Below are 12376 nucleotides of genomic sequence, written 5' to 3'. Positions count from 1 at the left end.
AGATTTACATATAGGTATCGGCCACACGGGCGAACCGACGCTCGAGACGCTCTCGATCGCCGTCGGCATTGTCAGGCCGCCGCGATCGTCGTCACTTTTCACGGGTCCGTCCGAACGGGCGGGTATGCGAACCAGCCTCGCGATTCCCGACGAGATGCTCGCCGAATTCGACCGAACCTGGCAGGCGGAGGGCCTGAACTCGCGTTCGCGAGCCCTCCGCGAAGCCATTCAGGAGTACGTCGAATCCCACCACCGGCTGGAGCGGGCGCACGGGACGGTCGCCGCGACCGTCGTCTTCGACTACGTCCACGAGGAGATCATCGAGGATCTCCACGAGATCCAACACGAGTTCCAGTCCGCGATCGATACCACTTGTCACGTCCACCACGGCGAGTGGTGTCTCGAAGCGATCTTCTGTCACGGACCAGCGGCCGAAGTCCGGTCGCTCGTCTACCGGCTGAAGGACTTCGACGCCGTCGGCCGCGTGTCGGTGACGTTGCTTCGCGACGGCCAGTCGCCCTGAAATCCGCCTCCGCCGGCGACCGTACGGGTTATGGGATCCGATCCCCTTCCAACTCCCGTGAAGAACGTCACCGACAGGACGAGCAATCCGTTCGGTATGCGACCGCCGTACGATCGGAGCGATCCCGACGATCACGTCGCCGCCTTCGGCTACGGTGACGCCAACGCGGACTTCCACGTCATCGGCGACCACCCGGGCGTCCACGGGGGCGCCGCGACCGGCATTCCCTTCACGGGAAGCGACTCGGGGCGCGCGATCGACGAGGTCTGTCGCGAGGTCGGGTTCGCGAGCGGACCGCTGGACCGGCCCGAACTCGACAACTGTTACTGGAGCTACATCCACATGTGCAGCCTGCCTGGCGGCCGATCGCCGACCGAGGAGGAGTACGCGGAGTGCGAACGCTACTTCGACGCCGAGTTGCGGGCGATCAACGCCCACATCCTGCTGCCCATCGGCGAGCGAGCGACCGACCACGTCCTCCGGGAGTACACGACCCAGCGCGGCCGACTCGACCTCGACATGGACCGCCTCCACGCCACCGAGATCCGCGGCCGCGGATTCATGGTCGTCCCCATCAAAACCCCCGCAGGCTGGGTCGACACCGATCGCGATCGCCTGGTCTCGCGGCTGGAGGCGATCCTGGCGAGCGATTACCGCCAGACGAAAGGTGTCGCGACGATGGTCGGATAATTCGATCGCGGTCAGGGTTGTATTCCGATACCGCTCGAAATACTCCGAATTGATTGGAAACACTACAAAAGTCCCACTCGTGCCGGTTAGCCAGGATGCCACCGTGGGTGGGACTTTCGTAGTGGTATCGACCGTATCTACTCAAGCAGCGTACGACTCGAAAACAGGCGTTACTAGCGGCCGAATCGTTTCCGAATGCTCGCTCGCAGCGGCAGCCCCAGGCCACCGACGATCGGGAGGACGACGAACGCGAGGAACTCGATCGGAAGGATCGCGACGCCGACGGTGCCGCCGACCAACGCAATCGCCGGCACCGACACCAGCGCCACGTAGAGGTACGACGGCGACCAGCCGGGCAACTGGCGCGTCCGGGTGACGATGACGCCGAACAGCATCGGCATGAGGATCGCGCCGGCGAGCAGCGGCCCGCCGAGGACGGTCGTCGTCGCGCCGATCGCGACCGCGGCGACGATCGTCTCGTCGATCGTGACGGGGCCCCACGTCTCCCGGCGGTAGACGACCCGCACGAGGAGGAGTACCGCGAGGGCGGCCGCGACGACGCCCGCGAGCGCGCCGTACCACTGCACGGGTTCGGCGGGCGGCGCCACGGGTTCGGCGGTCATCACGAAGTCGGTCAGCGGTTGCAGACCGTACCGATCGGTCGACACGGCCGTCCACAGCCCCTCGGGCGCGGCGCCGATCGCAACGAGTTCGGTCCATAGCGTCGCGAGGGCGTCGTCGTTCCGGACGCCGTAGTGGACGAGCCCCGCGAGGTACGTAAGCACCGAGAGCCAGATCAGCGGCCAGGCGAAGTTCTGCCGGCGCCACCACCGGACGACGGCGGTGTCGCCGAATCGATCGGGGCCGGTCTCCGATCCGGTTCCGGGTCGGCGATCGGCCGCCGTCCCGCCGGCGTGTGCGGTCTCGCGGGTCGTTCCGTCGGGATCGGAACTCCCGTTGCGACCGTTCGCGGTCGCGGTGCTGGCGTTCGTCCCGGATGCGCTGCTAGCGTTCGTCCCTGATGCGGTGGTGCCGTTCGTCGCCGTCGCGGCGCCGCTACTGGTTCCGGTCGACGAGGCGGTCGCACCCGCCGCAGTCGAGCCGACAGTTCCGGCCGCGCCGGCCGTACTCGACGCCGCCGAGGCGGTCGACGACGCGGTCGCCGATCCCGCCGAACCGGTTCTCGACCGCGACTCCGTCGACGCCTCGGAATCGTCGGCCGACGACCGCGACTCGTCGTCCGTTTTCCAGACCTCCGGCGAGGGTAATCCGCTCGTTCGCTTCGCGACGTAGTCTTCGTGGCCCAGCCGATCGTACGCCTGTCGCTCGACGGGATCGCCGAGGATGTCGTAGGCCTTTTTCACGGCGGTGAACTGCGCTTGGGCCCGATCGTCGTCGTTCAGGTCGGGGTGGTAGATCCGGACTTTCTCCCGGTAGGCTTCCTTGACGTCGTCTTGGGGGGCGTCGGACGGAATCTCGAGAAGGTCGTAAAAATCCTCAGTCATGTGAAACGTCGGGGCCAGTGATATTCATTTGAACGTTCTCACGCAGGTTTATATGTTCGCTGGATCGGAAGTCGATTGGAGTGGGTCCCCGAGGAAGTTGGGTATTTCGGCCGTCCTCTCGCTTCGACGAGCGACGTCGGAACCGGTTCAGGTCCGATCGTCCCGATCGAGTCCGGAAAAATCCGCCAGCGTGGACTGCCCGGCCGCCGGGGGGTCGAATGCGGCACCGGTCGAGTCACCGTCGTCGGTGTCGTCGGTGACCGAGTCCTCGTCGCCGGTCCCATCGGCGGCTTCGGCGTCGGCGTAGTCGGTCAGATCGACCGTTTCGGGCCCGCGGTCGCCAGTCGCGTCCACTTCCCGTCGATCGTCGGCGCGTTCCCACCCGTCGAGGCGCGCCTGATCGGCGCTCGAGAACTCGAGGTTTGCGACGCGGACGCCGAGTTTCCGGACCGGGTCCGCCTCGAACTCGACGAAGAGGTCGCGGGCGATCCGCTCGACCAGAGCCGGATCGTCGATCGGGCCGGAGAGCGACTTCTCGCGCGTATTGACGTCGTACGGCGGCGTGACGGCTTTGACGCCGATCGTCCGGTACAGTGCGCCCTCCCGTTGTGCGCGGTCGGCGACCGCCGCCGCGAGCGTCTCGATCTGCTCGTACTTCGGCTCGGGGTCGGTGACCGGCTCCGCGAAGGCCGACTCCCGGGAGAAGCTCTTCGGATCGCCCTTCGGTTCGACCCGCCGATCGTCCTCGCCGCGGGCGCGATCGTAGAGTTCCCGGCCCCGCTCGCCGAATCGATCGACGAGCGGATCGGGGGCCGCGGCCGCGATGTCGCCCGCCGTCTCCAGTCCCATCTCGCGAAGCTCCCGGGCCGTCACCGGTCCGACGCCGTGGAGCAGCGCTACGTCGAGCGGGGCGAGAAACGATCGGAGCTCCTCGGGTCGGACGACGGTGAGTCCGTCCGGCTTCTCGAAGTCGCTGGCGATCTTGGCCGCGCTCATCGTCGGCGCGATGCCGACGCTGACGACGACGCCGACCTCCCGGCGGATGCGATCCTTGACGTGGCGGGCGAAGCCGTCGGCGACCTCCCACGCGGTTCGCTCGGTGACGTCCAGGTAGGCCTCGTCGATGCTCACCTTCCGGACGACGTCGGCGCAGTCGTAGAGGATCTCGTGGACCTCGGCCGCGATCGACTCGTAGTAGTCCATGTCGACGGGTCGGTAGTACCCCGTCTCCGACCGTTCGAACGCCGGATCGTGGTCCGCCGCGTCGGGATCGAGCGCGGCGCGCCTCGGCAGTCGTTCGAGCGCGGTCGAGATCGCCTGCGCGCTCTCGACGCCGAACTCGCGGGCCTCGTAGCTGGCCGTCGCGACGGCGCCGATCGTCTCGCCCGGCTCGTATCCCATCCCCACGACGACCGGCTCGCCGCGGAGGTCGGGCTCGCGAAGCCGCTCGCAGGCGGCGTAAAAACAGTCGGCGTCGACGTGACAGACGATCCGCTCCTGGTCCTCGTCGCGGTCGACGCCGGGAAGCCGCGGCCCGTCGGTCATTCGTCCGATGGGTTCGGGCGCATCGTTGTGAACGTTGCGCCCACGCGACCGTCGGTCACGGCGGTCGACCGATCGGCTCGCGGACCGCACCGACCCGTCGGGTCGATCGATCGACGCGGCCCCGGTTAGTTCCCTCCATCGCTTTCGTTTCCGCCGTCGCTCCCGCCGCCGTCACCCCCACCGCCATCGCTCTGGTTGTCCTCGCCGCCGCTTTCGTTTCCGCCCTCACTTTCGTTTCCACCGTCGCTTTCGTTACCGCCGCCACCTTCCTCCTCGTCGGCGCTCTCGTCTCCCGCGGTTCCACCCTCGGACTGCCCTTCCTGGATCTCCATTCTCGGTGCCCAGAGTCCGCACCAGTCGACCGATCGGATCTCGCCGGCGACTTCGGTGCACGCACCCCATCCATTGCCCGAGCGATCGTCGATGAAGAAGGTACAGTTGCCACACTGCTGGCCGTCGGAGGGGCCGCACTGGTACGCGGCGTCCTGCTTTGACAGGAGTTCGCCTTCGGGCTTTCGTTCAACCCCGTCGATGCTCACCGCGTTCGCCTCGCTCTCCGGCACGGAGTCGCTCAGATCGTCGAGACACCAGTCGGCAGGAAGGCCCTCCCGCGGCTGACTGGCGGGACCCGCGGCGTTCTCGTTTAAGTTCATGCATCCGGCGAGTCCGATCAGCGATCCACAACCCGTGAGGCGAAGAAATCGGCGCCGCGACTCGTGCGGCTTGCCGTCTTCCATACCACGCGATACGCAGTACCGTTCCAAAAATCCCGTGCGTGGTTATGTCGACTGTCTGTCGGCGCTAGATTTCACGTAACTCGATACGTTCAGCGATCGGTCACGAGCGGCCGTCGTTCGACCGAATCGCTGGTTCGCCGCGAGGCCGCTCGACTATCGCTGGGGGCGGTGTCGTTACCCGTGACTCGCAAGGCCGTTTTTTATCTTGTCACGGTCCGACACTATCCACGTCATCGGCTCTCAACGATCGCGTTCTTCGATGCCAGAAAAATGATGGTGAACGAATACAATGGGTGACAAGGAGGACGAAACCGTGGACGAGGCGTTCCATCCGCTCGGGGAAGGGTGGCAGAACGAACTGGAAGGGGCCCTCGAAGAGACAGAGTACGACGCGGAACTCGGCCTCGAGATGGCCGAGGATGCGATGAAAGTGACGAAGGGAGAGCTCTCGGAGGCGGAGTTCTACGACCGCTACCACGACGACGTCGTCGAGGAGTTCGGCGAGGACGATCGCCCGATCGAACGGCCCGACGACGGCAACCGGTTGGAAGGGACCCTCTCCCGGCTCGGCGTCGACGAGGAGTCGCGACGCGACGTGATGAAGAAACTCGGCGCCGGGGCGGGGGCCGTCGGGCTGGGGGCGTGGGGAACCACGGCCGACGACGGCCAGCCGTCCGTCGCCGCGGTCGAAGAGGAGGGCGATGGGAACGTCGAGGGAACCCAGTACGGGATGGCCATCGACCTCGAACAGTGCGACGCCTGCCTCTCCTGCGTCGTCGCCTGCGCCGAGGAACACAACTGGGAACAGGGGGCCAACTGGATGTACGTCCTCGACTACGAGGACACGACGCCCGGCGGAAAGAAGCGGCTCGTCCGCCCCTGCCAACACTGCACCGATGCGCCCTGCGAGAAGGTGTGCCCGACGACGGCGCGACACACCCGAGAGAGCGACGGGCTCGTGTTGACCGACTACGACATCTGCATCGGCTGTCGGTACTGCCAGGTCGCCTGTCCGTACGGCGTCAACTACTTCCAGTGGGAGGAGCCGTCGGTCCCCGTCGAAGAGCTCGAGGAGGATCACATGTACGACGCGCGCGGTCGCTGGGTCGGCGCCCGCGGCCCGCGCGGCGTCATGGAGAAGTGTACGTTCTGTGCGACCCGCCAGGACGGAAGTAAAGGCGAGGAGTTCGTCGGTCGGACCGCCTGCGAGGACGCCTGTCCGCCCGAGGCAATCCAGTTCGGCGACATGAACGATCCGGAGAGCGACCCTCAGCGGTACCTCGAGGATCCGGCGCTGGCCCGCGTCCAGGCCCGGAACCCGCAGGGCGAGGAACTCCAGCAGGCGATCGACATCCTCACGGGCGAGGCGGAACCCGCACAGAGCGGAGGCGACGGAATGACCGAACAGGAGGCACGGGAGCTCATTCAGGCCGAGGCCGGCGAGACCGAATCGACGTTCAAACTCCAGGAGGATATCGGGACGAATCCGAACGTCGTCTACATCGGGAACGAACCGGGCCCGAACGCCGAGCAGGTCGAAGGGCCGGTCACCTACGCCGAGGTCGGCCAGACGAACAACCGGATCGACGCCCTCGAAGAACGGACGATCCGTGCGGAGGCGGACCCGTTCGAGTAATCGGCCGTCCGAGTGATCGAGCGGTCGTCAGTTGTATCCGCGCCAGCGGTGGCCGCACTCGGTACACTTGAAAAAGCGGGTCGGCGGCTCGTCGGCTGAGGCCGTCTGCTTGAGGGTGTACCACGCCTCCCGGTTGCCGCACTCGTCGCAGATGACGTCCGTCGCCTTCGGTTTCCCCTCGAAGTTCGCCTCCTCGGAGGATTCGATGACGTCGTCGTCGGTTTGGGACTCGGTCGAGACGAACTCGCGTTCGCGATCGCGGTCCCGATCGCTCGTCGCGCCGCAGCTCGTACAGACCATGCGGTCGCCCTCGGCTTTCATCATCGAACCGCAGTCGTCGCAAAACTGCATGGGCGCGGCTACGGGCTCGGACCGCAAAAATCCACGCTAGTACCGCCGTTCGAGTTCTTCGTCCTCGAGGACGACCGGACAGTCCGCCACCCGGAACGTCTCGAGGGTCGGCATCTCGAGGATCTCGGTTCCGTCGCGCGTACAGCCGACGTCGGGCGGCTCGGCGAAGTGTTCGCACCGGTGGCAGTAGCTCGCCTTCGCGACCTCCCGGATCTCGCGATCGGCGCCGAGGAGGTCCTCGGCCGCCGGTCGATCGGACTCGAGGCGTTCCCAGAGCTGATCGCTGTCGATCTCCGCGACGGCCTCGCGCTCGAACAGCCGATCGAACCCGTCCGGAACCGAGTCCGGCCCCCGCTCGATGCTCGACGCGAGATCGCTCAACGGTCCGTTTCGATCGCTCGCGTCCGACCCTTCGGACCCTGCGGTCCCCGAAAAGCGAAGTTCGTCGTCCGCCTCGGCTCCGTCTTCCGCGGGATCGATCGGGTCGGTCATCGGTCCGGCCTCCCGTCCCGATCGAGATCGAGGGCTGGGCTCGACGCTCCGTCGGCGTCGGCCTCGACCGCGTCGAACACGTCGTCGTCGGTCGATTCGACGGCGGTCTCGACGCGGCCCTCCAGCGCCGGCGGATCCCCGGTGACCAGCGCGTGCGAGCCGAACACGGAGCGCTTTTCGGCGACGTCCGCGACCGACTCGCCGCAGTGCGGACACGCGGGTTCGGTCAACAGCGCGAGGTCGACCGCCGACTCGCACCCGTCGCAGGTCGCCTCACGGATTCCGAGCCGGTTCGCGAGCAGTTTGAGCCGCTCGGTTTCGGCCCGTCGCCGTTCTCGGTCGGCGATCGCGTCCCGCCGATCCCGGAGGTCGAGGACGGCCCTGGCGAGCATCCCCGATCGGGTTTCGAGGTCGTCTGTCGTCTCGAGGAGGTGTTCGAGCACGTCCTCGAAGTTGTCGAACCCGGCCGCGACGACCTCCTCGAGTTCGTCGAGGTCCGCCTCGACCGCGGCGAACCGGTCCGCCGCGACGTACTCCTCGTGATCGTGGTCGACCGCCGCTTTCGCGTCGGTCTCGCGTTTGACCTGGATCACCCGCGACCGGACGTCAGCGAGCAGCTCCACGAACTCGTCGCGCTGGGTGTCGAGTTGGGCTCGTAGATCGTCGACGTCGTCGCGGCCGACAGGCGCTGGTTCCTCGTCCGTAGCGATCGCGTGGGCGGCCGTCACCAGGCGTCGACAGACGTCGTCGCGCGTCTCGTCGCGTCGATCGGCCGCATCGGTCACCCAGTCGTCCACCTCGGCCGGGAGCGCGAACGAGATCCCCCCATCGTCGTGTTCCTCGCTCGCCATCTACCCCCAGTTCGGACGACGCTCTCTTAAGGATTATTGCAGATCGCGTCGGGGGCCGGTGACCCGCATTCGGAGACCGGCGGATCGGGCTGCGATTCGGACGGCGTCTCGTCGCTATCGGATCTTCCGAACGTTACTGATGTCGAACCCGCCGTCGTGGATCTCGGTTTCGAATCGGACGATGTTCTCGTCCTCAAGCCGTGAAAGCACGCCCCGGAACTGCTCGACGACGAGCGTTCTGGCGCGCTCCGAGCCGCCGCTCTCCCACTCGAACAGCAGGGTTCCGTCCGTCGCCTCCTTGAGCCGGCCGAGTTCCGTCGGCCCGAGCAACTCGGAGTTGACGAGCAACAGGATGACGCCGCCCCAGCGGTGTGACGCCCGCGCGAGTCCCTTCAGGAGGACGGTCAGGTCCGGCCAGCCGAACTCGGCGTCGTCGGCCGCGACGAGGTCGGTCACGGAGTCGATCACGACCAGGCTGTTCGCGGCGTTCTCGGTGAGGTACGTCCCGAGCGCTTCGAGAACCCCGCCGCAATCGTCGCGGTCGCCGAGCGCCGTGATGTCCGTGGCTCGATCGGCGTACCACTCCGTCGGCACCGGCGTCAGCTGGAAGTACTCCTCGGCGAGTTCGAAGAACTCGACGTCCGCCAGCCCCGCGTCGATCAGCTCGCCGTCCATGACGAACGCCATCTCGTCGCGGATCGCGCTCGGTTCGTCCGTGAACGAGACGTAGTGGATCTCCTCGGGGAGCGACGTCCCCGGTTCGAGACCCCCGTAGTAGAGTTCGAACTGCGCCGGATCGGCCGTCGCCAGGCCGTTCATCGCCGCGCTCGTGTAACAAAACTCCCGCGCACCGGCGCCCGACTCGCCCGCGAGCAGGACGACGCTGCCCGCCGGTGCTCCGCCGCCGATCATCCGATCGAGCCGCGACACGCCCAGCGGCATCCGCTCCATACGCCTCCGTTCGTGCGGATCCGCTTACCTGTTGTGGCGGCGACCGTGTTCCGGCGCGGCCCCCGAAATCACCGATCGGAGGGTGCTTCACGGATGCGAGCGCCGTCCGTCGCGGCTCGTGCGAGCAACACCCCGCCTCCCAGATCCAGTTCGTCGAGCGCGGTCCGCGCCGCGCGCTCGGCCTCGTCCGCGTGAGCCGCGTCGGTGACGCCGTAGACGACGGGCCCCCACGAGGATTGCCCGACGCCCGAGAGCACCGGGCAGTCCGAGAGCGACTCGACCAAAGCGCCCGCTGGCGGGCGGAAGACGCCGCCCTGAGCGTCCGCGTACCAGGCGCCGTTCTTGCGGCCGATCTCCGCGATCGCCTCGCCGAACGCCTCGAGCCGGCCCTCGGCGGCCGCAGGTAGCAGTTTCCGCGTGACGACGCCGGCGATCTCGTCGGCGACGGCGGGGTCCGCGCGCTCGACGACCGATCGCATGCTCGCGTCCTCGTCCTCGCCGCTGCGGCCGGGGTCCGCGTCGGGGGCGACGACGAGGAACCGCCACTCCGTGGGCAGGTCGTGGCGGGCGACGACTGGGGGGACCGTCCAGTCGCCTTCGGCGGGCGGTTCGGTGGTGAACCGGTTCGTCGGGTGGCCGGCGTCGACGACGAAGCCGCCGTCCTCGAACGTCGCGACGCCGACGCCGCTGCGCCCGCCCCGGCCCATCGCCGGCGCGCGGTCGCGGGTTCGGGGATCGAGGTCGTGGGCCCGCGCCGTCGCCGCCAGGACCGACAGGGCGATCTGGGTTCCGCTGCCGAGGCCGACATGGCGCGACAGCCGCTCCTCCATCGCGATCGAAACGCCGGAAACGTCGAGGACGTCCGCGGCCCGCCGCGCGTACTCCTGTGCGAGCGGGTCGTCTGCGTCGACGGTCGCGGCGGGTTCGGCGGTGACGGTCAGCCGCGGCTCGTCGAGGCCGATCCCGATCCCGCCGTAGAGGCGTTCGCGGGCCAGCGAGAGGTTCTGAAACCCGACGTGGAGCCGCGCCCCGGCGCTCACTGTGACCGTCGTCATGTCGTATCCAGCGGTACGCGGGCTCCCCGGAAGGGGGTTTCGACGGTGGCAACCGCTGACGGAATCGATCGGCCGCGGTGCGACGAGGAGTACGGGGTGCTCGTCGTCGCGAGCGATGACGCGACTCCGGTGGTAAACGCGGTTCAGGAACCGTCGAGGCTCGCTACGCTACTCCCGCCTCGCAACGGCGTCGGTTCGGCGGCGGATTGAGACGACCGCCCCTGCGATTTAGTAGCTCGCTCGTGGTGTGCTGGAACAGCACATGACAGAACACGACGATCGGATTCCGGTCACAGTGGTCAGCGGCTACCTCGGTGCGGGGAAGACGACGCTCGTCAATCACGTGCTGTCGAACCCCGCGGGCCACGAGATCGCCGTCATCGTCAACGACATGGGCGAGGTGAACGTCGACGCGGAGCTGATCGCCCGGGAAAACGACGAGGAGGGGATCGTCGACCTCTCGAACGGCTGCATCTGCTGTCGACTGCAGGGGGATCTGCTCTCGGAGGCTCGCCGACTCGCCGAGGAACGCGAGTTCGACTATCTGCTCGTCGAATCCTCCGGAATCAGCGAGCCGATCCCCGTCGCGCAGGTGTTCACCGAGGGGACCGACGCGAGCGAAATCGATCCGACGGACCTGTTCAATCTCGATACGATGGTGACCGTGCTCGATACGTACGGCTTCTGGAAGGAGTTCGACGCCGGCGAAACCCTCCCCGAAGGCGCCCGACCCGACGATCGGCGCCCACTGAGCGAGGTTCTCGTCGAAGGGATCGAGTTCTGCGATATCCTCCTGTTGAACAAGACCGACATGGTTCCGGACGACGTCCTCGACGAGATCGAAGCCGTCGTCGATCAGCTCCAGCCGCGCGCGATGCGCGTTCACACCGCGTACAGCGAGGTCGACCCCGAGTTGATCCTCGATACCGGCCGCTTCGACTTCGAGGCGGTGCAGCGATCGCAGGGGTGGAAACGGCACCTTCGAGGCGAGGCGCACGACCACGATCGCGACGGCGAGGCGGAGGATCATGCCCACGAAGGCGCCGGCGAGACCGAACGCGGTCGACGTGGATTGCCGAGTGCCGCCGACTTGCACGGCGTCTCGTCGTTCGTCTTCCGCGAGGCGCGCCCGCTTGACCCGCACCGGTTCGCCCACTGGCTCGAAACGTGGGACGGCGCGATCGTTCGGGCCAAGGGCGTCTGTCACGTCGCCGGCTACGACGAGGTGATCGGCCTCAGTCAGGCCGGCCCGTCGGTACAGGCCGGCCCGATCGGCGAGTGGGGACCGGACGACGACAGGCGGACCCGGCTGGTGTTCATCGGGCGGGAGATGGACGAATCCCGGATCCGGGACGAACTCCGGGCCTGTCTGGCGACGGACGAAATGCCGGCGACGGACTCCGGCGACGACGATCCGTTCCCGATCTCCCGGCGTCCCTGACTACCGGTTCGTCGACGATCGCCCCGGATCGCCCGCCGGCGACGTCCTCCGGACGCGGCCGGGTCGTCACGACCGGCGCGAAGGCGGATCACAGCTCCAGTTCTTCCCGGAGATCGTCCCACGACTCGTGGAAGCCGTGCGTCGACTGCGTCGTCGACTCGGGGAGCGTCGACTGGTACACCTCGTCGTACTCGAGGAGCCGGACCCAGTCGTCGTGAAACGAGTAATTACAGTACTGGCACACGCCCGCGGCTACGTCGGCCGGTCGCTTACCCGTTTCGCCGGTCGCGCTGCGATCGACCGCGAGCGCGGGCGCCGTTGCAAGCAACGGGCGAATCCCCGGTCGACCGCGAGTGCGGACGATCGATGGACCGGAAGAGCGATATCGGCTCGGTCGGAACCCGTCGCCATATGGATCGAACCGGCGGATACGTTCGCGGGCCCGGCGATACGGTCGAGCGCGGTTGCGATCACTGCGCGTGGCACGCGGTCGAAGGCTCGTACCCGGCGCTGATCAAGCGGTACCAGGACCACCTGCGCGACGAGCACCCCGCGACCTGGCTGCGGCGCTAGCGCGGGATCGAAAAGAAAAACGGATC

General features: G+C 67.5%; 14 protein-coding genes. 5 read left to right on the top strand and 9 right to left on the bottom strand.

Features of this window, described 5'->3' with window-relative positions; all coding sequences use genetic code 11:
• Positions 1-124: 124 nt before the first annotated feature.
• Entirely contained in the window at positions 125-523 is a 399-nt protein-coding gene (locus MUH00_RS18055; RefSeq protein ID WP_247000988.1) for a CopG family ribbon-helix-helix protein, read from the top strand.
• A gap of 30 nt (positions 524-553) precedes the next feature.
• The gene (locus MUH00_RS18050) at positions 554-1213 is read left to right on the top strand and encodes a uracil-DNA glycosylase family protein (RefSeq protein WP_425603023.1); all 660 of its coding nucleotides are present in this window, start codon (positions 554-556) and stop codon (positions 1211-1213) included.
• 173 nt (positions 1214-1386) lie between these two features.
• On the opposite strand, the gene MUH00_RS18045 is transcribed toward MUH00_RS18050, so the two are convergent.
• The 3 genes from MUH00_RS18045 to MUH00_RS18035 form a co-directional block, all read right to left on the bottom strand.
• Positions 1387-2718 carry a J domain-containing protein gene (locus tag MUH00_RS18045; protein ID WP_247000984.1) on the bottom strand — a complete coding sequence of 444 codons (1332 nt, stop codon included), beginning with the start codon at positions 2716-2718 and terminating at the stop codon, positions 1387-1389.
• A gap of 147 nt (positions 2719-2865) precedes the next feature.
• Entirely contained in the window at positions 2866-4263 is a 1398-nt protein-coding gene (locus MUH00_RS18040; RefSeq protein WP_247000981.1) for a DNA polymerase Y family protein, read from the bottom strand.
• Positions 4264-4388: 125 nt separating this feature from the next.
• Positions 4389-5000, bottom strand: coding sequence for a high-potential iron-sulfur protein (locus tag MUH00_RS18035; protein WP_247000979.1), 612 nt, complete (start codon positions 4998-5000; stop codon positions 4389-4391).
• A 289-nt stretch (positions 5001-5289) separates the two neighbouring features.
• Here MUH00_RS18035 and MUH00_RS18030 point away from each other — a divergent pair, with 289 nt between their 5' ends.
• Positions 5290-6636, top strand: coding sequence for a 4Fe-4S ferredoxin N-terminal domain-containing protein (locus MUH00_RS18030; RefSeq protein WP_247000977.1), 1347 nt, complete (start codon positions 5290-5292; stop codon positions 6634-6636).
• Between the two features lie 27 nt (positions 6637-6663).
• On the opposite strand, the gene MUH00_RS18025 is transcribed toward MUH00_RS18030, so the two are convergent.
• From MUH00_RS18025 to MUH00_RS18005, 5 genes are all read right to left on the bottom strand, one after another.
• Positions 6664-6987, bottom strand: a complete 324-nt coding sequence (locus MUH00_RS18025) for a transcription factor S (RefSeq protein WP_247000975.1) — start codon at positions 6985-6987, stop codon at positions 6664-6666.
• A 36-nt stretch (positions 6988-7023) separates the two neighbouring features.
• Positions 7024-7479, bottom strand: a complete 456-nt coding sequence (locus MUH00_RS18020) for a DUF8135 domain-containing protein (protein WP_247000973.1) — start codon at positions 7477-7479, stop codon at positions 7024-7026.
• Positions 7476-8330 (bottom strand): hypothetical protein, encoded by an 855-nt coding sequence (locus tag MUH00_RS18015; RefSeq protein WP_247000971.1) that lies wholly within the window; start codon positions 8328-8330, stop codon positions 7476-7478. The genes MUH00_RS18020 and MUH00_RS18015 overlap by 4 nt, the downstream gene beginning before the upstream one ends.
• A 114-nt stretch (positions 8331-8444) precedes the next feature.
• Entirely contained in the window at positions 8445-9281 is an 837-nt protein-coding gene (locus MUH00_RS18010; protein ID WP_247000969.1) for an RAD55 family ATPase, read from the bottom strand.
• 68 nt (positions 9282-9349) lie between these two features.
• Entirely contained in the window at positions 9350-10336 is a 987-nt protein-coding gene (locus tag MUH00_RS18005) for a beta-ribofuranosylaminobenzene 5'-phosphate synthase family protein (protein WP_247000967.1), read from the bottom strand.
• 262 nt (positions 10337-10598) lie between these two features.
• On the opposite strand from MUH00_RS18005, the gene MUH00_RS18000 reads away from it, so the two are divergent.
• Positions 10599-11777: a CobW family GTP-binding protein gene (locus MUH00_RS18000; protein WP_247000965.1), complete on the top strand. Its 1179-nt coding sequence runs from the start codon at positions 10599-10601 to the stop codon at positions 11775-11777.
• An 88-nt stretch (positions 11778-11865) separates the two neighbouring features.
• On the opposite strand, the gene MUH00_RS17995 is transcribed toward MUH00_RS18000, so the two are convergent.
• Positions 11866-12105, bottom strand: coding sequence for a hypothetical protein (locus MUH00_RS17995; RefSeq protein ID WP_247004089.1), 240 nt, complete (start codon positions 12103-12105; stop codon positions 11866-11868).
• Between the two features lie 83 nt (positions 12106-12188).
• Between MUH00_RS17995 and MUH00_RS17990 the strand changes: the two genes are divergently transcribed.
• Complete coding sequence (locus MUH00_RS17990; protein WP_247000963.1) at positions 12189-12350, top strand: hypothetical protein; 162 nt, start codon at positions 12189-12191, stop codon at positions 12348-12350.
• The last annotated feature ends 26 nt before the right edge of the window (positions 12351-12376 follow it).

Origin of the sequence: Halosolutus gelatinilyticus (genome assembly GCF_023028105.1) — an archaeon.
Lineage (GTDB): Archaea > Halobacteriota > Halobacteria > Halobacteriales > Natrialbaceae > Halosolutus > Halosolutus gelatinilyticus.
This window is presented reverse-complemented; position numbering and strand designations above follow the sequence as displayed.